The following is a 19,326-nucleotide window of genomic DNA, read 5'->3' as shown; positions in this document are numbered from 1 at the left end:
CCTTCGATCGGCGTAGGGACAACGCCCTTTGGGCCGCGCGGCGCGTTTCCCCACCAAAGCGCGGCCCTTGCTACCCCAACGTCATGAAGGGCTTATGGCTCGGCCAGAGGTCAGCCCTGACCGGCGTCCGCCGCCCCGGCCGCTCCGGCGGGAGCGGAGCGCACCTTGCGTTCCGCAGCACCGCGCAGGATCTTGGCGATCGGCAGATGGAAGTGGGCGTTGGCCGCCAGAATCGTGCCGCCGAACACCGGGTTGCGCCCGCCGCCGATCTCACCGACGAAGCCGCCGGCCTCGGTGACCAGAAGCTGGCCGGCCGCGGCGTCCCAGGGGGCGAGCCCGCGCTCCCAATAGCCGTCGTAGCGGCCCGCCGCGACGTAGGCGAGGTCGAGCGAGGCGGCGCCGAAGCGGCGGATGCCCGCGACCTCCTTCATCAGGGCCTCGGCCTCCACCAGGAAACCGGCATGGTCGCCGCGGCCCTTGAAGGGGATGCCGGTGGCGATCACCGCGTCGGCGAGGTTGCGGCGCTCCGACACGCGCAGGCGCTGGTGGTTCAGGAAGGCGCCCTGGCCCTTCTCGGCCCAGAACATCTGGTCGTGCACCGGCTCGTACACGACGCCGGCGACGATCTCGCCGTTCTTCTCCGCGGCGATGGAGATCGCCCAGTGCGGGATGCCGTGCAGGAAGTTGGTGGTGCCGTCCAGCGGATCGACGATCCAGCGGGCGGTCGGGTCGCTGCCCTTGCTGGCGCCCGTCTCCTCCATGAGGAAGCCGAAGTCCGGGCGGGCCTTCTGCAACTCTTCGCGCAGCAGCTTTTCCGCCTTCATGTCGGCGGCGGACACGAAGTCCGCCGGGCCCTTGCGCGACACCTGGAGGTGCTCGACCTCGCCGAAGTCGCGGACAAGGCCGCGGGCCGCCTTTTCGGCGGCGCGGACCATCACGTTGATAAGGGCGGAGCGGGTGGCCATGGGCGTGCTTTATCTCGTGCGGAACCGGAAAAAGAATACACCGGCTCCCGCCTTAAGCGAGAGCCGGTGCGCAGAAAATCAGCCAGGACGGTCAGTCCTTGGCGCGCTCGACATACTCGCCGGTCTGGGTGTCGACGACGACGCGGGTGCCCGACTCGATGTGCGGCGGCACCAGGATCGACACGCCGTTCTCCAGCTTCGCCGGCTTGTAGGAGGAGGAGGCCGTCTGGCCCTTCACCACCGGGTCGGCCTCGGTGATCTGCAGGGTGACCTTGCCGGGGATCTCGACGCCGAGCGGCGCGCCTTCGAAGGACTGCACGGTGACTTCCATGCCGTCCTGCAGGAAGACCTTCTGGTCGCCGATGATCTCGCCGGGGATGGCGGTCTGCTCGTAGCTTTCCTTGTCCATGAAGGTGTAGCTGTCGCCTTCGGCAAACAGGAAGGTCATCTCGTGCTCGTCCAGGCGGGCGCGCTCGACCGTCTCCTGGGTGCGGAAGCGCTCGATCGACTTGTTGCCGGTGCGCACATCCTTCATTTCAAGCTGGATGAAGGCGCCGCCCTTGCCGGGCTGGACGATGGCGGTCTTCGTGATGACCCAGAGCTTCCCGTTATGCTCCAGCACATGGCCGGGACGCATCGTGTTGGCGTTGACCTTCATGACATACTCGTGATTTCCAGGAGACAGGCGGCGCGGAACCTAGCAGCTTGCCGGGCCGGTGGCAACGCCGGGCGGGGCTCAATCCGCGTTCCGTGCCTTCTTTGTCCATTTTCGCCGCCGTTGCCACTCTGCTAAGCAGCACCATTACCCCGTCAGTGAAGGCCATCATGTCCCCCGTCACGCCGTCCTGGGCTCCCGAGACCTTCGCCCGCCGCCGCCCTCATCTGGCCGTGCGCGGCCGCGTGCTGGGCGCCGTCCGCCGCTTCTTCGAGGAGAACGCCTTCCTGGAGGTGGACACCCCGGCGCTCCAGGTCTCGCCGGGGATGGAGCCGCATCTCCAGGCCTTCGCGACGGAGCTGGTGGGGCCGCACCCCGACGACCGGCTGCGGCTGCACCTGCACACCAGCCCCGAATTCGCCATGAAGAAGCTGCTGGTGGCCGGGCTGCCGCGCATCTACCAGATCGCCCACGTCTTCCGGAACGGCGAGCGGTCGGCCACCCACGCCCCGGAATTCTCCATGCTCGAGTGGTACCGGGCGGGGGAGGGCTACCGGACGCTGATCCGCGACTGCGAGGATCTGGTGCGCGAGGCCGCCGTCGCCGCGGGGCGGACGCGATTCGACTTCCGCGGCATGACCTGCGACCCCTTCAAGGAGTGGCGGGTGCTGACCGTGCAGGACGCTTTCCGGGAATACGCCGGGATCGACCTGCTGGAGACCTTCGACGGCAGCCACGACCCCGACCCGGCCCCACTGGCCGCCATGGCGCGGGCCATCGGCATCGCTCCGCACGACGGGGACCGCTGGGAGGACATCGTCTTCCGCATCATGTTCGAGCGGATCGAGCCGCATCTGGGCGCGGGCGTGCCCTGCGTGCTGACCGACTATCCCGTCTGCATGGCCGCCCTGTCGCGCCCCAAGCCGGAGGACCCGCGGCTGGCCGAGCGGTTCGAACTGTACGCCTGCGGCCTGGAACTCGCCAACGCCTTCGGCGAACTGACCGACGCCCGTGCCCAGCGCGCCCGCTTCGAGGCGGATATGGACCTGAAGGAGCGGATTTACGGCGACCGCTTCCCGGTGGACGAGGATTTCCTCGCCGCGCTGGAGCACGGCATGCCGGAGTGCAGCGGCATCGCGCTGGGCTTCGACCGGCTGGTCATGCTGTGCAGCGGGGCGGAGCGCATCGACGAGGTGCTGTGGCTGCCGGTGGCGGGGGGCTGACCCCGCACGCCACCGGCGGCACCATCATCAGGCGGTGACGTCGATCACCACGCGGCCGCGCACCTGACCGGCGAGTATCTGGCCGGCCAGTTCCGGCAGCTTCGACATCGGCTCCACCGTGTACATCGCCTTCAGGTGGGACTTGTCGAGGTCGCGGGCCAGCCGCGCCCAGGCGCGCTCGCGCCGCGACGCCGGGGCGGCGACCGAATCGACGCCGATCAGCGTGACGCTGCGCAGGATGTGCGGCAGCACCGTTCCGGGCAGGTCGGCGCTGCCCGCCAGCCCGCAGGCGGCGATGGCGCCGCCCCAGACGGTCTGCGACAGGGCGTTGACCAGCGTGATGCCGCCCACCGAATCGACGCCGCCGGCCCAGCGCTCCTTCTGGAGCGGCGGGCCTTTCTCCTGAAGGGCGGCGCGGTCGATGAAGCCGGTGGCGCCGAGGCCGGACAGATATTCGTGGGTCTCGGGCCGTCCGGTGGAGGCGGTGACCGGATAACCGGCCTTGGCGAGCAGGGCGACCGCGACGGAACCGACACCGCCGGCCGCTCCGGTGACCAGAACCTCCTTGCCGCCGGGCTGGATCGTGCCCCAATCCTCCAGCGCGTCGACGCAGAGCGCCGCGGTGTAGCCGGCGGTGCCGATGCCCATCGCCTCTTCCGGCGAGAAGACGTCGGGCAGGCGGGTCAGCCATTCCGGCTTCACGCGCTGGAACCGGCTGTAGCCGCCCCACTGGGTTTCCGACAGGCCCCAGCCGTTGACGATCACCTTGTCGCCGGGCTTCCAGTCGGCGGAGCGCGATTCCACGACCGTGCCGGCGAGGTCGATGCCGGCGACCATCGGCAGCTTGCGGGCGATCCGGCCCTTGCCGGACACGGCGAGGCCGTCCTTGTAGTTCAGGGTGGAGAAGGCGACTTCGACCAGCACGTCATGGTCGGGCAGGTCGGTCAGGCTCAGCGGCTTGAAGCCCCCTTTGGGCTTGCCGTCGGCGTCCTCGATGACGAAGGCGGTGAAGGTGTCGGCCATGCGGATTCCTCTCCCGGGACGGGTTCTTGATTGGGGGAAAGCCTAGCACGGACGCGGCGACGGGCAAGAGGCGGGGACGGTGGAGCGAACGGGCGGCGCCCGCGCGCTCCACCGGGGTGCGGATCAGAAGGTGATTTTGGTCTGGAGCGCGATCACATCCACATGGGCCTTGTAGTCGGCGGACAGATTGCCGCGGAAGGCGTCGCTGCCCGTCAGGTTGTCGCGCAGGTCGATCTTGGCCTTGTTGGCGAAGATGTGGCTGTAGCCGATGTCGGTCCGGATGCTGTCCGTGAACTGGTAGCCGGCGCCGATCGACACCCAGTAGCGGTCCTCGTCCGGGATGCGCGGCGTGCGGTACTGGTCGCTGACCGGGGTCTGGTCATAGGCCACGCCGAAACGCAGGGTCAGCTTCTCGTTCCACTTGTAGGCGGCGCCCAGCGCGAAGAACCAGGAGTCGTCCCAGTTCTCGTCGGTCACCGTGTCGGTGCGCAGCGGGTTGCGGTAGCGGATGCGCAACTCCTTGAAGCGCGACCAGTTGGTCCACTGCGCGTCGGCCATCACGGCGATGGAACTGGTCAGCTCGTGGTAGGCGCCGAAGGAGATGATGTCCGGCGTGGCGACCTTCGCCCGCACCGGCGACCCGGCGAAGCTGGCCTGGAGCGCCGGCACGGCCGGCACGGCCTCGAACTTCGAATCGCCGTCCAGCTCGTGGAAGACGGAGGAGCGGTAGGAGACGCCGAAGCGGGTGCCCTTGGCCGGCTCGTATAGCATGCCGGCGGTGAAGCCGACGCCCCAGTCGTCGCCCTTCACCTCGCCCACGCCGTCGCGCGAGCCCGGCGCGATGGGAACCCCGGTGGCGGCCAGGATGGAGCCGAAGTCCACAGCTTGGCTCAGCCGCGCCTTGGCGTACTGGAACTGCAGGCCGCCGGCGATGGTCAGGTCCGGCATCAGCCGGTAGGACACGGTCGGGGAGATGTTGATCGTCAGCAGGCTGGAATGGATGCCGTGGTAGCGGCCGGTCCAGCTTTCCGGATAGTCGGTGGACAGGCCCCAGGGCGCGGTGATGGCGAGTCCCAGCTTCACGTCGGGCGACACCGTGTAGGCCAGATAGCCCGACGGGATCACCGCGTCCATGCCGATGTCGCCCGGGTCGGAGGTGCCCCGGATGGCGCTGCCGCCCAGCCGCGTGGCGCGGGTGCCGCGGGCGTTGCTGGTCTTCGAGGTCGGGAACACGCCGCTCAGCACGCCGACCGCCTGATTCCCCTCGATGGTTCCCAGGGCCGCGGGGTTGAAGAACAGGCCGGTGGCGTCGCCCATGCCGTTGGCGGTGGCGCCCGCGAAGGAGGTGCCCTGGCCCGAAGCGCTCTGCTCCTTCAGCAGATAGCCGGCCGCACCGGCCGGCAGCGGTGCCGCGATGGCGACGGCGGCGGCAGCGGCGAGCAGATTCCCCTTCAGAGACCCTTTGGACATGCGTTTCTCCCCAATTTCGTTATTTGACGCAATGATACACAGATTGACGTTAACGTAAAGTGGTCCCGCTGAAAAAATGTTGGGCCAACAAATTGTGCGCCCGATGGTGTGCGTGGGGGAGGGAAATGCCCGCGGCGGTCGATTCGCCGCGGGGCCGAAACGGAGGGTTTCTAAGGGGCGTTCAGCCCAGCCAGCCGGCGACCATGGCCATGCCGGCACCGATCACGCCCTGGGCGTCGGTCCAGATCAGCTTCGCCGTGATGGCGATGGAGGCGACGACCAGCATGGGCCGCACGATGGCGGCGCCGTTGCGGATGACCATGTGGGCGCCGATCTGCGCGCCGATCATCTGGCCCAGCCCCATCAGCAGCCCGGCCACCCAGGCGATCTGCCCGCCGGCCAGGAAGAACAGCAGAGCGGCGATGTTGCTGGTGAAGTTCAGCACCTTGGTGTGGGCGGTCGCCTTGCGCAGGTTGAAGCCGAGCAGCGAGACGAAGGCGATGGCGAAGAAGGTGCCGGTGCCCGGCCCGAAGAAGCCATCGTAGAAGCCGATCCCCGTCCCGGCGAGCAGGGCGAATCCGCGCTCCCCGATGCGCTGCTGCGCGTCGATCTCGCCGGCCTTCGGCGAGACGAGCAGCCAGATGGCGATGCCGATCAGCAGCACCGGGATGACGTTGCGCAGGAATCCCGGATCGATCATCTGGACGATGACGGCGCCCGCCGCGGAGCCGACGAAGGTGCAGCCGATCATCACCGCCATGTCGCGCGGCTTCACCTCGCCGCCGCGGGTGAACTTCACCGCGGCGGAGAAGGAGCCGAAGCTGGATTGCAGCTTGTTCGTCGCCAGCGCCTGCGCCGGCGACAGGCCGGCCCAGAGCAGGGCGGGGAGGGTCAGAAGCCCGCCGCCCCCGGCTATGGCGTCGACGAAGCCCGCGACAAGGCCGACCGCGAACAGCGCGGACAGCGTCTCGATGGAAAGGAGGTCCATGATCCGGCGGCGGCCTTCGTCACCCTTCGGCCGCGGCGATGGCGGCGTTGAGCGCCTTCACGGCGGCCCCCGGCCCGTCGGGGTGGTTCCACACGGCGCCGACCACGGCCAGGAAGTCGGCCCCGGCGCTCACCAGCGGCCCGCAATTCTCCTGGGTGATCCCGCCGATGGCGACGCAGGGGACCTCCATCAGCTCCGACCACCACCGAAGCAGCTCCGGCTCCGCCTTGAATTCGGCGTCCTTGGTGGTGGTGGGGAAGAAGGCGCCGAAGGCGACGTAATCGGCCCCGGCCTCGCCCGCTTCCATGGCGAGATGGCGGCTGTCGTGGCAGGTCACGCCGACGATGGCGTCGTTGCCGACGATCCGCCGCGCCTGGGCGTAGGGCGTGTCCTTCTGCCCGACATGCACGCCGTCGCAGCCGGTTTCGCGGGCCAGTTCGGGGTGGTCGTTCAGGATGAAGGCCACCCCGCGGTCCTGGGCGATCGGGCGCAGGGCGTCGCAGGCCCGGCGCACGGCGTCGTCGGAGCAGTCCTTCAAACGCAACTGGACGCAGGCGACATCGCCCGCGTCCAGCGCTTCGGTCAGTTTCGGCGCGAACGCCGCCGGCTCCAGGGCCGGCGGCGTCACGAGGTAGAGCCGGCAGGCGGTTTCGGTCACCCGAGGCGATCCTTACTCTTTGCCCTGGTAGATCTTCATGATCCGGTCGAGCAGCTTCAAAGCATCCTCGCGCGGGCGCTGGAAGGCGTTGCGGCCGATGATCGAACCGTTGCCGCCGCCGTCGCGGATCGCGCGGGCGTCCTCGAACACCGCGTCCTCGCCCTTGGTGGCGCCGCCCGAGAAGACCACGATGCGGCGGCCGTTGAAGGCGCACTGCATGATGTGGCGGACGCGGTCGGCCTGGGTGGCGATCGGGATGTTCTTGGACTCGTAGACCTTCTTGGCCTCCGCCTGCTCCAGATGGGCCGACGGCAGCTTCACCTTGATGATGTGGGCGCCGAGCAGCGCGGCCATGTGGGCGGCGTAGCCGATCACGTCGATGGCCAGCTCGCCCTCCTTGGAGACGGTGCCGCCGCGCGGGTAGGACCACAGAACGGTGGGCAGGCCGACCGACTTGGCCTCCTTCGACAGCTCGCGGATCTCCTCGTACTGGTCGTACATGGCGTCCGAGCCGGGGTAGATCGTGAAGCCGATGGCCGAGCAGCCCAGGCGCAGCGCGTCCTGCACCGAGGCGGTCACCGCCTGATCGGCGTCCTCCTTCTGGCGCGACAGGCTGTTGGCGCTGTTCATCTTGAGGATCAGCGGAATCGAGCCGGCGAAGGTCGAGGCGCCGGCCTCCAGCGACCCCAGCGGGGCGGCGTAGGCGTTGCAGCCGGCGTCGATGGCGAGCTGGTAATGGTAATGCGGGTCGTAGCCCGGCTCGTTCGGCGCGAAGCTGCGCGCCGGGCCGTGCTCGAAGCCCTGGTCGACGGGGAGGATCACCAGCTTGCCGGTGCCGCCCAGCTTGCCTTCCATAAGAATGCGCGCAAGGTTGGCCTTGACGCCCGGGGTGTCGCTTTCGTAGTTCGCAAGAATTTCCTTAACACGACGAGTGAGCTTCATCTGGCTCTTCCCCTTGGGGTTTCTGTCGGAAATGCGGCCCTCATAGCCCAGCGCGGGACTCTTTGCAACGCTGGCAGGGGTGTAAGGCCCTCATCCGCGGCGCCAAAAGGGCCAACCCGGGAGGGCAGGTAGGGGCCTCGCCGAAGGGCGTCCCTCAGCCGATTTATGTCACAGAACAGACTGCACGATGACGTAGAGGCCGTATCCGGCGCCCAGCGCCACGGCCCAGGCACCGGCGGCCAAGCCGGCCCAGACGACGAGCAGGCGGGCGCCGCGGATCTTGTCCACCTGCGGCGCGGGGAAGCGCGAGCCGCGGGGGAGCCCGTCCGGCCTCTCCGGATGGAGCAGGGCGGAGTCCTCACCCTTCAGCGGTGTGGCGTCCGCCTGGGGCCGCAAAGGCGTGGTCGTGGTCATGGGGGTGGTACCGCATCGTGATGACGAAATCACCATACACCACTTTTGATCGTGCGGATTCGGGGAAAAAGCGGTATCGCCTTGGGACTATTCCGTGACATGGCCATCGTCTCGCCCGCTTAGCCAACTCTGGCAGGCGCGCCGGGGATCGCGGGCATTGCGCAGGTCGAGCGCTTCGGGAAGCGCCTTTAGCAGGCGGGCGCCGTGCTGCGCGGCAATGTCCGCCAGCCGTTCGGCGACGTCCGCCCGTCCCGTGAACAGGACCGTGTCGATGCCGGAGGTCAGCGCGGCCAGGGCGTCGCCGGGGCGGTCGGCGCAGTCGAGCACTGCCGTCATCGCAACCGACGGGTGCCGGGCGGCGGCGCGGGCGATGACCGCGCCGAACCAGCCGGCCCCGGCGAAGGCCGCCGCACCGGGCGCGCTGACCAGAAGAAGCGGAACGTCGAGATCCGCCGCCGCGGCGCAGGCGGCGGCGGCGTCGGTCAGGCTGTGGATGCGGATGGGGCGGGGATGTGGGGCCGGGGCGGTCATGACGGGAAAAACAGGGCAGGCATTCCCTCAACCCGATTCCGGGAATTGAGGCAGGTCAAACCGCGGGGACGGAGGCGGGGCTATCCTTCCATCCCACGCACTCCTGGGGTCGCCGCCGATGATGGACTATAAGGGCTACAAGGCCCAGATCGATTTCGACAACGACGCCGGCATCTTCGTCGGCGCCGTCATCAACACGCGCGACGGCATCACCTTCACCGGCCGCTCGGTCGATGAGCTGCGCCGGGCCTTCCGCGAAGCCGTGGACGACTATCTGGCGATGGCCTGCGACATGGCCGGCAACACCGAGCAGCCCTATTCCGGCAAGCTTGCCATCCGCGTCAACCCGATGCTCCACCGCGCCATCGCCACCTGCGCCGAGCGCGAGGGCAAGAGCGTCGCCGCGTGGGTCGCCGATCAACTGACGCACGCCACGGGAATCAACGCCGTCAAGGCAGGGTGACCGCGCACCCGTCGTGGCGGCGTGGTCATGAAAAAGGGCGCCCGGAACGGGGCGCCCTTTTCCTTTGGCAGCAAGCCGTGGAAGGCTTACTTCGCGTTGGCCATGGCGACGGCGGTGTCGCTCATGCGGTTGGAGAAGCCCCACTCGTTGTCGTACCAGGTCATGATGCGGACGAAGTTGCCGTCGATGACCTTGGTCTCGTTCAGCGCGAAGATCGAGCTGTGCGGGTCGTGGTTGAAGTCGGTGGAGACCAGATCCTCGGTGTAGGCGCCCAGGATGCCCTTGAGCGGGCCGTTGGCGGCCTCGCTGATCGCCTTGGTGATCTCCTCCACCGAGGTGGCGCGCTTGGCGGTGAACTTGAAGTCCACGACCGAGACGTTCGGGGTCGGCACGCGCATGGCGGTGCCGTCCAGCTTGCCCTTCAGCTCGGGCAGCACCTTGCCCACCGCCTTGGCGGCGCCGGTCGAGGTCGGGATCATGTTCAGCGCCGCGGCGCGGGCGCGGTGCAGGTCCTTGTGGTTGGTGTCGACGATGCGCTGATCCCCCGTGTAGGAGTGGATCGTCGTCATGAAGCCCTTCTCGATGCCGATCAGCTTGTTCAGCACGAAGGCCACCGGGGCCAGGCAGTTCGTCGTGCACGACGCGTTGGAGACGATGCGGTGCTCGGCCTTGAGCTGGTCGTGGTTGACGCCGTAGACCACCGTGATGTCCTCGTCGGTGGCCGGAGCGGAGATCAGCACCTTCTCCGCACCCGCCTCCAGATGCTTGGCGGCGTCGGCGCGCTTGGTGAAGATGCCCGAGCATTCCATGGCGATCTGGATGCCCAGATCCTTCCACGGCAGCTTGGCCGGGTCACGCTCCTGCACGACCTTGATCGAGTGGCCGTTGACGATCAGCTCGCCGTCGCGGGTCTCGATGGTGCCGGGGAAGCGGCCGTGGACGCTGTCGTACTTCAGCAGGTGGGCGTTGGCCTTGAGGTCGGCCAGGTCGTTGATCGCCACGACCTCAACGTCGTTGCGGCCGCTCTCGTAGATGGCCCGCAGAACCAGACGGCCGATGCGGCCAAAACCGTTGATCGCTACCCGAACAGCCATTGTTTTTCCTCCAGTCTGGCATTCCCCGACCCCAACCATCCGGCCTGGGGCGGTAACTCCCGGCCCCGGATGTGTGGTCCGGGGCGGTGATTGTCAGCCCCGGACCGTCGGCCCGGAGCCCGATCCCGCGAACGCTCGCTCTTTTACAGGCGCGCCTTGGCCGCGGCGACCACGGCCTCGGCGGTAATGCCGAAGTGCTTGTAGAGTTCCTGATAGGGAGCCGACTCGCCGAAGCCGCTCATGCCGACGAAGGCGGTGGCCGTGGCGCCCGGATAGCCGAGCCAGCGGTCCCAGCCCTGGCGGATGGCCGCCTCGACCGCGACGCGGACGCCGCTGCCGAGCACGGAGGCCTTGTAGGCGTCGTCCTGCGCCTCGAACAGCTCGAAGCTCGGGATCGACACCACGGCGGCGCCGATGCCCTCGGCCTGGAGCGCCTTGCGGGCCTCGGCGGCCAGCGAGACCTCCGAGCCGGTGGCGAGCAGCGTCACCTTGCGCTCGCCCTCGGCCTCGAGAATCACGTAGCCGCCGCGGGCGGAGCGGTTCTCCGCCGCGTGCTCGGTGCGCAGGGTCGGCACGTTCTGGCGGGTCAGCGCCAGGACGGACGGGCCGTTGACGCGCTCCAGGGCGATCTGCCAGCACTCCGCGGTCTCCACGGCGTCGGCCGGGCGCAGGGTCAGCAGGTTCGGGATGGCGCGCAGAGCGGCCAGATGCTCCACCGGCTGGTGGGTCGGGCCGTCCTCGCCGAGGCCGATCGAGTCGTGGGTCATCACGAAGATCGAGCGCTGCTTCATCAGCGCGGCCAGACGGATCGACGGGCGGCAGTAGTCGGCGAACTGCATGAAGGTGCCGCCGTAGGGGATGACGCCGCCGTGCAGCGCCATGCCGTTCATGACGGTGGCCATGCCGTGCTCGCGCACGCCGTAGCGGACGTAGCGGCCGTTGAACTCGCCGCGGCCCTTCACGTCGGCGGTGTTCTTCGCCTTGGTGTTGTTCGACGGGGTCAGGTCGGCGGAGCCGCCGATCATCTCCGGCACCGCCGGGACCAGAACGTCGAGCACGTTGCCCGAGGCGACGCGGGTCGCCCAGCTCGGCTTGTCCTCCGACACCTTCTTCTTGAAGGCGGCGATCAGCTCGTCCAGGCCGGCCGGAACGCCGCGGTCCATGGCCGCCTCGAAGGCCTTGCGGGCGGAGGGGTCCATCGCCGCGACGCGCTGCGCCCAGTCGGCGTAGGCGGCGTCGGCGCGGGTGCCGGCGGCGCGCCAGGCGTCCAGCACATCCTGCGGGACGACGAAGGGCTCGTGCGGCCAGCCGAGATTCTCACGGGTGGCGGCCACCTCGTCGGCGCCCAGCGGCGAGCCGTGGCAGCCGTGGGTGTTGGCCTTGTTCGGGGCGCCCTTGCCGATGATGGTGCGGCAGGCGATCAGCGTCGGCTTGTCGGAGGTCTGCGCGGCCTCGATGGCCTTGGCGACGGCTTCCGGATCGTGGCCGTCGACGGTCGCCGTGTTCCAGCCGTAGGAGCGGAAGCGGGCCGGCGTGTCGTCGGTGAAGCTGAGGTCGGTCGAGCCGTCGATGGAGATGTGGTTGTCGTCCCACAGCACGATCAGGCGGTTCAGCCCGAGATGGCCGGCCAGCGAGCAGGCCTCGTGGCTGACGCCCTCCATCAGGTCGCCGTCCGAGGCGATGACGTAGGTGTAGTGGTTGATCAGGTCGTCGCCGAAGCGGGCGTTGGTGATGCGCTCCGCCAGGGCGAAGCCGACGGCGGTGGAGACGCCCTGGCCGAGCGGCCCGGTGGTCATCTCGATGCCGAGCGACGGATCGACCTCCGGATGGCCCGGCGTCAGGCTGCCGAGCTGGCGGAAGCGCTTCAGCTCGTCGATGGTCATCCGCTCATAGCCGGTCAGGTAGCCCAGCGAGTAGATCAGCATCGAACCGTGGCCGGCCGACAGGATGAAACGGTCGCGGTCGGCCCAGGCCGGCTGCTTCGGGTTGAACTTCAGGAAGCGCGTGAACAGCACCGTGGCCACGTCGGCCATGCCCATCGGCATGCCGGGGTGACCGGACTTCGCGGCCTCCACCGCGTCCATGGACAGCGCGCGGATGGCGTTCGCCATGGTGGTGATGGGGGCGGGCGGGGTGGCGGCGGAAGCAGCGGACATCGGGCAGGGTTCCTGAAGAATGTTCCCGTGGGCAGGCGGGCAAGTCGAGCGGGGTTGGGCCGAACGGGGTCGGGCAACACCGATTGGGCGGGAAACCAGGGGTTCCCGCAGGACGCGCGCACCATGCAGAACCCGTGTCCGCAGGTCAACACGGGAATGGGGATGGCGGCCCGGCTTTCCGCGCATTTTGGCGGCGCCGTTTCCAGCGCAATCTGCGGCGTAATTCCGGTTGACGGGGCGGCGTGGTCGGCCCAACTGTAGCGCTCGGCATTTTATGCATGTGCGAACTGCTGACCCGTTAGCCGTCCATCCGTCCGTCAAGGTTCCCCGCCCATGGATTCCCTGAAAGCCGCGCTCGACCGCCTCTCCAAGGCCGTGGATCGTCTGGAGCATGCCGCGTGTGCCCGCGAGGAACGGGTGGCCAAGCGCGAGCAGGAGCTGAGCGAGTCCCTGCGCGAGGCCCGCATCGAGCAGGCGCGCGCCCAGGAGAACGCGGAAACCGTGTCGAAGCGTCTGGAGGCGGCCATCGGCCGTCTCGAAGCGGTTCTGGAGAATTGAGCCATGGCCCAGGTGGACATCGAGGTGAACGGGCGCGCCTATCGCGTCTTCTGCCAGGACGGCCAGGAGGCCCGCCTGCGTGAGCTGGCCGGTTTCGTGGACGCCAAGCTGAAGCAGGTGACCGGCGGCGGGAAGTCCGGGTCGGAGGCGCAGATGCTCGTCCTCACCGCCATCGTCATGGCCGACGAGATGCAGGACGTGATGGCCGGCCGCGGCCTTGCCCCGCTGTCCACGGTCAACGAGGCCGAGGTGGCCGCCGCCGTGGACAATGTCGCTTTGCGCATCGAAGAGGTTGCCGCGCGGCTCGAGCGCGCCTAAGTTAGCTCTTGGAAGGTCGCTGCCTGGTTCGTCAGGTCGCAATAATCCCCAGGGCCGATAATCTTAGACTCTCGGGAGCTGTCCCTGTCCGGACCCTGGTCCGGTTACACGGCGCCCACCTGCTCTGCAGGTCATGGAGGATAAGCAATGCCAACGGCCAAGGCGGCACCTTCCGCCTCTCCCCTGATTTTCCGCGACGTTCCCAAGCGACGATGACCGACCCGCGCGCGGCCAAGGACGCCGCCCGAGCCCAGGCGCGCGCCCGGCGCGACTCCCTCAGCGACGACCAGATGCGCGCTTTTGCCGCGGATGCCCTGCGCGAGCGCTTCCTGGAGGAGCTGGTCCGGCCGGGGCTCGTCCCCGATGGCCCGATCGCCGGTTACTGGCCGCTCGGTTCGGAACTCGACGCGCGGCCTCTGCTGCTCCATCTTAAGACGGGCGGGCGCTCCATCGCGCTTCCGGTGTCCGGGCCGCGCGGGCAGGCGTTGACCTTCCGCGACTGGGACCCCGTGCTGCCGCTGGCCGCCGGCCGCTACGGCATCCAGGAGCCGGGCGCCGACCGGCCCGAGGTGGTTCCGGCGGTGCTGCTGGTGCCGATGCTGGCCTTCGACCGCAGCGGGCACCGGCTGGGCTACGGCGCCGGCTATTACGACCGGACGCTGGACGCTTTGCGTGCGATCCGTCCCGTCCTGGCGGTCGGCATGGCCTTCGCCGTGCAGGAGATGGACGCGGTGCCCCATGGGGCGCACGACGAGCGGCTGGATTGGATTCTGACGGAGCGCGAGACGCTCCGCTTTACGCACTGAAGGTTGGGGACGATGCGGCTTTTGTTTCTCGGTGACGTGGTGGGGCGGACGGGACGCGACGCGGTGATCGCGCACATGCCGATGCTGCGCGACCGGCTGGACCCCGACCTGACCGTGGTCAACGGCGAGAACGCCGCCGGCGGCTTCGGCATCACCGTGAAGATCGCCGAGGAGTTCTTTGCCGCCGGCGTGGACGTGGTGACGCTGGGCAACCACAGCTGGGACCAGAAGGAGCTGGTGGCGGCGATCGACCAGCAGCCGCGCATCATCCGCCCGCTGAACTACCCGGAAGGCACGCCGGGGCGCGGCTTCGTGCTGCTGCAGGCGCGGGGCGGACGCAAGGTGCTGGTCATGAACGTGATGCTGCGCCTGTTCATGGACCCGCTGGACGACCCCTTCGCCGCGGTGGACCGGGTGCTGCGCGCCCACCGGCTGGGTCCCAACGGCGCCGACGCCATCCTGGTCGACGTCCATGGCGAGGCGACCAGCGAGAAGATGATCATGGGCCATTTCTGCGACGGCCGCGCCTCGCTGGTGGTCGGCACGCACAGCCATGTCCCGACGGCGGACCATGTGGTGATGAAGGGTGGCACCGCCTATCTGACCGACGCCGGCATGTGCGGCGACTACGACAGCGCCATCGGCATGAAGAAGGAAGTCGCCATGGCCAAGCTGATCCGCAAGCTGCCCACCGAGCGGCTGAGCCCGGCGGAAGGTGAGGCCACCGTCTGCGGCTGCTATGTCGAGACGGACGACCGCACCGGTCTCGCCACCAGCATCCAGCCGGTGCGTCTCGGCGGGCGGCTGAGCCAGTCCATGCCGGTCCGGGGCTGAGCGGCGGCGCCGGTCGGGCCCCCGCGCGGCGCAAAAGGGGCGCCCCAATACTGCCATATTGACTTTCTATATGGGTAGGTGTCGTCTCCGGCGCCGAAGGCGTGCGGTGGCGCACAAAGGCTGGTACATGTGTCCCACCGCTTATTAAGCTGTTTCACAAGACCTTGTATCTTTGAATCCATCTGGGGCTCGTTCGACGCATGGCCGGTCATAGCCAATTCAAGAACATCATGCACCGCAAGGGCGCGCAGGACGCCAAGCGGTCGAAGATCTTCAACAAGCTCGCCCGCGAGATCACCGTGGCGGCCAAGGGCGGCCTGCCGGACCCGGCGGCCAACCCGCGCCTGCGCGCCGCGATCACCGCGGCCCGCACGCAGAACATGCCGCGCGACCGCATCGACCGCGCGATCAAGCAGGGCACGCCGGGTGGCGGCGATGACGCGAACTACGAAGAGGTGCGGTACGAGGGCTACGGCCCCGGCGGCGTCGCGCTGATCGTCGACGCGCTGACCGACAACCGCAACCGCACCGCTTCGGAAGTGCGCTCCGCCTTCACCAAGTACGGCGGCTCGCTGGGTGAGACGAACTCGGTCAGCTTCATGTTCAGCCGCGTCGGCGCCATCTACTACCCGGCCGCGGCGGCGGCGGCGGATGCCGTGTTCGAGGTGGCTCTGGAAGCCGGCGCCGAGGACGTGGCGTCCGACGAGAACGGCCATGAAGTCACCACGACGGTGGAGAACTTCGCGGTCGTGCGCGACGCGCTGGAGGCCAAGTTCGGCGGTGCGGAGAGCGCGCGCCTGACCTGGAAGCCGCTGAACACCGTGGCCCCGTCCGAGGACGCCGCCGCCAGCCTGCTGAAGCTGCTGGACGTGCTGGAGGACAACGACGACGTCCAGACCGTCGAAGGCAACTTCGACATCTCCGACGAGCTGATGCAGAAGCTGACGGCCTGATCTCAGGCCGCGGAGCGGAGGGAACCGGGGTGCTTGGGCAGGCCGGAAGGAGCGGGGCGGCGCAACAGCCGCCCGTACGCCTGTTGGGGCTGGACCCCGGCCTCCGCCACACCGGCTGGGGCGTCATCGACGTGTCCGGCAACCGGCTGACCCATGTGGCGGACGGCGCCGTCCATTCCGACGACGGCCGTCCGCTCGCCGAGCGGCTCTGCCAGCTTCACGAGGCGCTGACCGAAGTGCTGGAGCGCTACCGCCCCGACGAGGCGGCGGTGGAGGAGACCTTCGTCAACAGCAACGCGGTCTCCACGCTGAAGCTGGGGCAGGCGCGGGCGGTGGCCCTGCTGGTTCCGGCGTTGGCCGGGCTGTCGGTGGCCGAGTACGCCAACAACATGGTGAAGAAGGCCGTGGTGGGGCAGGGCCGGGCCGACAAGACTCAGGTGCAGGCCATGGTGCGCCTGCTGCTTCCCGGCTGCGCCATCACCACCCCGGACGCCGCGGACGCGCTCGCCGTGGCGATCTGCCACGCGCATCACCGACAGTCCCTTCTGTCCTGGACACCGGCGTCTTCCCTCTCCCCCCGGGGAGAGGGAAGGGTGAGGGGGCGCAACTCCTGGCGCGCGGCAAAATGGGCGGCGTTACCCCCTCACCCCAACCCTCTCCCCTGGGGGGAGAGGGGGAGTGGGGAGTCCTGGCGCAAAAGAAGTCGTCCGAGGTTCAGACCGTTCGGGCACGTCAGTTGCGGCGTGATTCCACGGACGTCGAAAAGTTGCTGTGGCAGCGGCTGCGGAACGCCCAGATGGGGGCGAAATTCCGCCGTCAGGAACCGATATTGGGTTTTACGGTGGACTTCGTGGCCCACGACCACCGTCTGGTCATCGAACTGGACGGTGGACAGCATGCGGATCGCGTCGAACAGGACCAGCGCCGGACCCGCATGCTGGAGCAGGCGGGTTTCCGCGTGCTGCGCTTCTGGAACAACGAATTGAACGAGAACCTGGACGGGGTCCTTGAAACGATCAAGGCCCGCCTCGACGAAACAACCATTCTGCGGCGCCAGCCGTCCGGCAGGGAGTCACTTCCATGATCGCCAAACTCACCGGTGTCGTGGATTCGGTCGGGACCGACTGGGTGGTGGTGGACGTCAACGGGGTCGGCTATCAGGTCGCCTGCTCCAACCGCACGCTGTCGCGCATGGCGGTGGGGGAGCGGCGGGCGCTGGTCGTCGAGACCTTCATTCGCGACGACCGGATCACCCTCTACGGCTTCGCCGATGCCGGCGAGCGCGATTGGTTCCGGCTGCTGACCACCATTCAGGGCGTCGGCTCGCGCCTCGCCCTGTCGATTCTCGGCGTGCTCGATCCCGACCAGCTCACCCGCGCCATCGCCGCGCAGGACAAGACGGCGCTCACCCGCGCCGACGGCGTGGGGCCGAAGGTGGCCGCGCGCATCGTCAACGAGTTGAAGGACAAGGTGGGCAACCTCACCCTCGGCGCCTCGGCCTCCGCCGCTCCGGCGGCGGGCGGCAAGGCGGCGCCGGCGGCGGGCGGCCCCGACAACATGGTCATGGCGGACGCCGTCTCGGCCCTCGTCAACCTCGGCTACGGGCGGTCGGAGGCGTTCGGCGCCGTCGTGGCCGCCGGGCGCAAGCTGGGCGACGGGGCCGGCGTGTCGGAGCTGATCCGCCATGGCCTTAAGGAACTCAGCCAATGACCGCCGACCAGAACGGCTCCGATCCCGACCGGCTGGTGCAGCCGGGGCGGGGTGCCGGCGACTCCGGCGAAGCCTCGATCCGCCCGCTCTCGCTCGCCGAGTTCATCGGCCAGCGGCAGGCGCGCGAGAACCTGTCGATCTTCATCCAGGCCGCCCGCGCGCGCGGGGAGGCGCTGGACCATGTGCTGCTGTTCGGCCCGCCCGGCCTGGGCAAGACGACGCTGGCCCAGATCGTTTCGCGCGAGCTGGGGGTGGGCTTCCGCGCGACCTCCGGCCCGGTCATTGCGCGGGCCGGCGACCTCGCCGCGCTGCTGACCAACCTGCAGCCGCACGACGTCCTCTTCATCGACGAGATCCATCGCCTTAATCCCGCCGTGGAAGAGGTGCTCTATCCCGCCATGGAGGATTTCCAGCTCGACCTCATCATCGGCGAAGGCCCGTCGGCGCGGTCCATCCGGATCGACCTGCCGCCCTTCACGCTGGTCGGCGCCACCACCCGGTCCGGCCTGATCACGCGCCCGCTGCGCGAACGGTTCGGCATTCCCGTGCGGCTGCAGTTCTACGAGCCGGACGAGTTGGAGCTGATCGTCCGCCGCGCCGCGGGCGTGCTCAACATGCTCATCACCCCGGAAGGGGCGCGGGAGATCGCCAACCGCTCGCGCGGAACGCCGCGCGTGTCGGGGCGCCTGCTGCGCCGGGTGCGCGATTTCGCCGCGGTGGCCGGCGTGCCGGAGGTGGACGCCCGGATCGCCGACGCCGCCCTGACCCGGCTGGAGGTCGACCGGCTCGGCCTCGACAGCATGGACCGGCGCTATCTGGGCATCATCGCCAACAATTACGGCGGCGGCCCGGTGGGCGTGGACACGCTGGGCGCGGCACTCGGCGAGCAGCGCGACGTGCTGGAGGAGGTGGTGGAACCCTACCTGATCCAGCAGGGCTTCCTGCAGCGCACCCCGCGCGGGCGCATGCTGACCGACCAGGGCTTCCGCTATCTGGGCCTCAACCCGCCGTCGGCGCCGACCCGTCAGTTCGACCTGCTGGACCGGCTGTCGGAGGCCAACCCGGACCCGGAGGACGGCGATGTCTGACCGTACCGGGATGGCGAATCTTTCGGGCTGGTTTGACGAGAACGCGCAGCACAGGCTGCGCTTGCGGGTCTACTACGAGGACACGGACGCCGGGGGTCTGGTCTATCACGCCAACTACCTGCGCTTCTTCGAGCGGGCGCGCACCGAGATGCTGCGGCTGACCGGATTCACCAACGCCGGGCTTGCCGAAAGCGACGGTGTGTCATTTGCGGTACGACGGGCGGAGATCGATTTTGTCGCTCCCGCAAAGCTCGAGGATACGCTTGAAGTGGTGACGCGAATCACCGATACCGGCGGTGCCTCCTTCGCAGTTGCACAACTTGTCCGTCGCGACGGCCGTGACCTCGCGCGGGCGGTGATTCAGCTGGCGATGATCAATTTGGCCGGTAACCGGGCCGGACGTCCCGCGCGCCTTCCGGCGCCGGTCCGCGAGGCGCTCATCGATTTGTACAAAAGGCAGAAGCGAGACTGACTGCG

At 68.8% G+C, this 19,326-nt stretch carries 22 protein-coding genes, 1 other RNA gene and 1 pseudogene; 13 read left to right on the top strand and 11 right to left on the bottom strand.

Going from position 1 to position 19,326, the window contains the following annotated elements; translation table 11 throughout:
- Positions 1–110: 110 nt before the first annotated feature.
- The gene (locus tag D3869_RS02840; protein WP_038527161.1) at positions 111–965 is read right to left on the bottom strand and encodes an inositol monophosphatase family protein; all 855 of its coding nucleotides are present in this window, start codon (positions 963–965) and stop codon (positions 111–113) included.
- A gap of 91 nt (positions 966–1,056) precedes the next feature.
- The gene (efp, locus tag D3869_RS02835; protein WP_014240821.1) at positions 1,057–1,623 is read right to left on the bottom strand and encodes an elongation factor P; all 567 of its coding nucleotides are present in this window, start codon (positions 1,621–1,623) and stop codon (positions 1,057–1,059) included.
- A gap of 167 nt (positions 1,624–1,790) precedes the next feature.
- Between efp and epmA the strand changes: the two genes are divergently transcribed.
- A complete protein-coding gene (epmA, locus tag D3869_RS02830) occupies positions 1,791–2,843 on the top strand; it encodes an EF-P lysine aminoacylase EpmA (protein ID WP_137138870.1) in 1,053 nt (350 codons plus the stop codon).
- 27 nt (positions 2,844–2,870) lie between these two features.
- Here the strand turns inward: epmA and D3869_RS02825 are convergent, their stop codons facing one another.
- The 7 genes from D3869_RS02825 to D3869_RS02795 all read right to left on the bottom strand — a co-directional run bounded on the left by D3869_RS02825 (position 2,871) and on the right by D3869_RS02795 (position 8,869).
- On the bottom strand, positions 2,871–3,866 hold the full coding sequence (locus D3869_RS02825; RefSeq protein ID WP_137138869.1) for an MDR family oxidoreductase: 996 nt from the start codon (positions 3,864–3,866) through the stop codon (positions 2,871–2,873).
- 123 nt (positions 3,867–3,989) lie between these two features.
- Positions 3,990–5,336: an OmpP1/FadL family transporter gene (locus D3869_RS02820; protein WP_137138868.1), complete on the bottom strand. Its 1,347-nt coding sequence runs from the start codon at positions 5,334–5,336 to the stop codon at positions 3,990–3,992.
- 181 nt (positions 5,337–5,517) lie between these two features.
- The gene (locus D3869_RS02815; RefSeq protein WP_137138867.1) at positions 5,518–6,324 is read right to left on the bottom strand and encodes a TSUP family transporter; all 807 of its coding nucleotides are present in this window, start codon (positions 6,322–6,324) and stop codon (positions 5,518–5,520) included.
- A gap of 19 nt (positions 6,325–6,343) precedes the next feature.
- Entirely contained in the window at positions 6,344–6,982 is a 639-nt protein-coding gene (gene thiE, locus D3869_RS02810) for a thiamine phosphate synthase (protein WP_137138866.1), read from the bottom strand.
- A 12-nt stretch (positions 6,983–6,994) separates the two neighbouring features.
- Positions 6,995–7,924 carry a class I fructose-bisphosphate aldolase gene (locus tag D3869_RS02805; protein WP_137103178.1) on the bottom strand — a complete coding sequence of 310 codons (930 nt, stop codon included), beginning with the start codon at positions 7,922–7,924 and terminating at the stop codon, positions 6,995–6,997.
- A gap of 168 nt (positions 7,925–8,092) precedes the next feature.
- Complete coding sequence (locus tag D3869_RS02800; RefSeq protein ID WP_137138865.1) at positions 8,093–8,338, bottom strand: hypothetical protein; 246 nt, start codon at positions 8,336–8,338, stop codon at positions 8,093–8,095.
- Between the two features lie 87 nt (positions 8,339–8,425).
- Positions 8,426–8,869, bottom strand: coding sequence for a hypothetical protein (locus tag D3869_RS02795; RefSeq protein ID WP_175426390.1), 444 nt, complete (start codon positions 8,867–8,869; stop codon positions 8,426–8,428).
- Between the two features lie 118 nt (positions 8,870–8,987).
- Here D3869_RS02795 and D3869_RS02790 point away from each other — a divergent pair, with 118 nt between their 5' ends.
- Positions 8,988–9,332 carry a type II toxin-antitoxin system HicB family antitoxin gene (locus tag D3869_RS02790; RefSeq protein ID WP_137138864.1) on the top strand — a complete coding sequence of 115 codons (345 nt, stop codon included), beginning with the start codon at positions 8,988–8,990 and terminating at the stop codon, positions 9,330–9,332.
- An 86-nt stretch (positions 9,333–9,418) separates the two neighbouring features.
- Here D3869_RS02790 and gap read toward each other — a convergent pair whose 3' ends face one another.
- Together gap and tkt are read right to left on the bottom strand one after the other, a co-directional pair.
- Positions 9,419–10,426: a type I glyceraldehyde-3-phosphate dehydrogenase gene (gene gap / locus D3869_RS02785; RefSeq protein ID WP_137138863.1), complete on the bottom strand. Its 1,008-nt coding sequence runs from the start codon at positions 10,424–10,426 to the stop codon at positions 9,419–9,421.
- A gap of 143 nt (positions 10,427–10,569) precedes the next feature.
- Complete coding sequence (gene tkt / locus D3869_RS02780) at positions 10,570–12,582, bottom strand: transketolase (RefSeq protein ID WP_137138862.1); 2,013 nt, start codon at positions 12,580–12,582, stop codon at positions 10,570–10,572.
- A 333-nt stretch (positions 12,583–12,915) separates the two neighbouring features.
- On the opposite strand from tkt, the gene D3869_RS02775 reads away from it, so the two are divergent.
- The 11 genes and pseudogenes from D3869_RS02775 (at position 12,916) to ybgC (ending at position 19,321) form a co-directional block, all read left to right on the top strand.
- On the top strand, positions 12,916–13,140 hold the full coding sequence (locus D3869_RS02775; RefSeq protein ID WP_038527192.1) for a hypothetical protein: 225 nt from the start codon (positions 12,916–12,918) through the stop codon (positions 13,138–13,140).
- Between the two features lie 3 nt (positions 13,141–13,143).
- Positions 13,144–13,458 carry a cell division protein ZapA gene (locus tag D3869_RS02770; protein WP_014240504.1) on the top strand — a complete coding sequence of 105 codons (315 nt, stop codon included), beginning with the start codon at positions 13,144–13,146 and terminating at the stop codon, positions 13,456–13,458.
- Positions 13,459–13,471: 13 nt separating this feature from the next.
- Positions 13,472–13,631: non-coding RNA, 6S RNA (ssrS, locus tag D3869_RS02765), on the top strand.
- A gap of 39 nt (positions 13,632–13,670) precedes the next feature.
- Positions 13,671–14,264 carry a 5-formyltetrahydrofolate cyclo-ligase gene (locus D3869_RS02760; protein ID WP_137138861.1) on the top strand — a complete coding sequence of 198 codons (594 nt, stop codon included), beginning with the start codon at positions 13,671–13,673 and terminating at the stop codon, positions 14,262–14,264.
- Between the two features lie 12 nt (positions 14,265–14,276).
- The gene (locus D3869_RS02755) at positions 14,277–15,098 is read left to right on the top strand and encodes a TIGR00282 family metallophosphoesterase (RefSeq protein ID WP_094307525.1); all 822 of its coding nucleotides are present in this window, start codon (positions 14,277–14,279) and stop codon (positions 15,096–15,098) included.
- Between the two features lie 200 nt (positions 15,099–15,298).
- Positions 15,299–16,051, top strand: a complete 753-nt coding sequence (locus tag D3869_RS02750) for a YebC/PmpR family DNA-binding transcriptional regulator (protein ID WP_137138860.1) — start codon at positions 15,299–15,301, stop codon at positions 16,049–16,051.
- 29 nt (positions 16,052–16,080) lie between these two features.
- Positions 16,081–16,644: pseudogene (gene ruvC / locus D3869_RS33540) on the top strand (crossover junction endodeoxyribonuclease RuvC); the annotation flags it as partial.
- 32 nt (positions 16,645–16,676) lie between these two features.
- Positions 16,677–17,135, top strand: coding sequence for an endonuclease domain-containing protein (locus tag D3869_RS33535; RefSeq protein WP_247895697.1), 459 nt, complete (start codon positions 16,677–16,679; stop codon positions 17,133–17,135).
- Positions 17,132–17,761, top strand: coding sequence for a Holliday junction branch migration protein RuvA (gene ruvA, locus D3869_RS02740; RefSeq protein ID WP_137138859.1), 630 nt, complete (start codon positions 17,132–17,134; stop codon positions 17,759–17,761). Before D3869_RS33535 ends, ruvA begins: the two co-directional genes overlap by 4 nt.
- Positions 17,758–18,849 carry a Holliday junction branch migration DNA helicase RuvB gene (gene ruvB / locus D3869_RS02735; protein ID WP_137138858.1) on the top strand — a complete coding sequence of 364 codons (1,092 nt, stop codon included), beginning with the start codon at positions 17,758–17,760 and terminating at the stop codon, positions 18,847–18,849. Before ruvA ends, ruvB begins: the two co-directional genes overlap by 4 nt.
- Positions 18,842–19,321, top strand: coding sequence for a tol-pal system-associated acyl-CoA thioesterase (ybgC, locus tag D3869_RS02730; protein WP_247895696.1), 480 nt, complete (start codon positions 18,842–18,844; stop codon positions 19,319–19,321). The genes ruvB and ybgC overlap by 8 nt, the downstream gene beginning before the upstream one ends.
- The last annotated feature ends 5 nt before the right edge of the window (positions 19,322–19,326 follow it).

This window comes from Azospirillum brasilense, assembly GCF_005222205.1.
GTDB classification, from domain to species: domain Bacteria; phylum Pseudomonadota; class Alphaproteobacteria; order Azospirillales; family Azospirillaceae; genus Azospirillum; species Azospirillum brasilense_G.
The sequence above is the reverse complement of the archived record's forward strand: the minus strand, read 5'-3'. Positions and strand labels throughout refer to the sequence as shown.

Bases quoted from the DNA above. Each gene is read 5' to 3' on its own strand.
- D3869_RS02840 (WP_038527161.1), bottom strand. From the start codon at position 965: ATGGCCACCCGCTCCGCCCTTATCAACGTGATGGTCCGCGCCGCCGAA.
- efp (WP_014240821.1), bottom strand. From the start codon at position 1,623: ATGAAGGTCAACGCCAACACGATGCGTCCCGGCCATGTGCTGGAGCAT.
- epmA (WP_137138870.1), top strand. From the start codon at position 1,791: ATGTCCCCCGTCACGCCGTCCTGGGCTCCCGAGACCTTCGCCCGCCGC.
- D3869_RS02825 (WP_137138869.1), bottom strand. From the start codon at position 3,866: ATGGCCGACACCTTCACCGCCTTCGTCATCGAGGACGCCGACGGCAAG.
- D3869_RS02820 (WP_137138868.1), bottom strand. From the start codon at position 5,336: ATGTCCAAAGGGTCTCTGAAGGGGAATCTGCTCGCCGCTGCCGCCGCC.
- D3869_RS02815 (WP_137138867.1), bottom strand. From the start codon at position 6,324: ATGGACCTCCTTTCCATCGAGACGCTGTCCGCGCTGTTCGCGGTCGGC.
- D3869_RS02805 (WP_137103178.1), bottom strand. From the start codon at position 7,924: ATGAAGCTCACTCGTCGTGTTAAGGAAATTCTTGCGAACTACGAAAGC.
- D3869_RS02800 (WP_137138865.1), bottom strand. From the start codon at position 8,338: ATGACCACGACCACGCCTTTGCGGCCCCAGGCGGACGCCACACCGCTG.
- D3869_RS02795 (WP_175426390.1), bottom strand. From the start codon at position 8,869: ATGACCGCCCCGGCCCCACATCCCCGCCCCATCCGCATCCACAGCCTG.
- D3869_RS02790 (WP_137138864.1), top strand. From the start codon at position 8,988: ATGATGGACTATAAGGGCTACAAGGCCCAGATCGATTTCGACAACGAC.
- gap (WP_137138863.1), bottom strand. From the start codon at position 10,426: ATGGCTGTTCGGGTAGCGATCAACGGTTTTGGCCGCATCGGCCGTCTG.
- tkt (WP_137138862.1), bottom strand. From the start codon at position 12,582: ATGTCCGCTGCTTCCGCCGCCACCCCGCCCGCCCCCATCACCACCATG.
- D3869_RS02775 (WP_038527192.1), top strand. From the start codon at position 12,916: ATGGATTCCCTGAAAGCCGCGCTCGACCGCCTCTCCAAGGCCGTGGAT.
- D3869_RS02770 (WP_014240504.1), top strand. From the start codon at position 13,144: ATGGCCCAGGTGGACATCGAGGTGAACGGGCGCGCCTATCGCGTCTTC.
- D3869_RS02760 (WP_137138861.1), top strand. From the start codon at position 13,671: ATGACCGACCCGCGCGCGGCCAAGGACGCCGCCCGAGCCCAGGCGCGC.
- D3869_RS02755 (WP_094307525.1), top strand. From the start codon at position 14,277: ATGCGGCTTTTGTTTCTCGGTGACGTGGTGGGGCGGACGGGACGCGAC.
- D3869_RS02750 (WP_137138860.1), top strand. From the start codon at position 15,299: ATGGCCGGTCATAGCCAATTCAAGAACATCATGCACCGCAAGGGCGCG.
- D3869_RS33535 (WP_247895697.1), top strand. From the start codon at position 16,677: ATGGGCGGCGTTACCCCCTCACCCCAACCCTCTCCCCTGGGGGGAGAG.
- ruvA (WP_137138859.1), top strand. From the start codon at position 17,132: ATGATCGCCAAACTCACCGGTGTCGTGGATTCGGTCGGGACCGACTGG.
- ruvB (WP_137138858.1), top strand. From the start codon at position 17,758: ATGACCGCCGACCAGAACGGCTCCGATCCCGACCGGCTGGTGCAGCCG.
- ybgC (WP_247895696.1), top strand. From the start codon at position 18,842: ATGTCTGACCGTACCGGGATGGCGAATCTTTCGGGCTGGTTTGACGAG.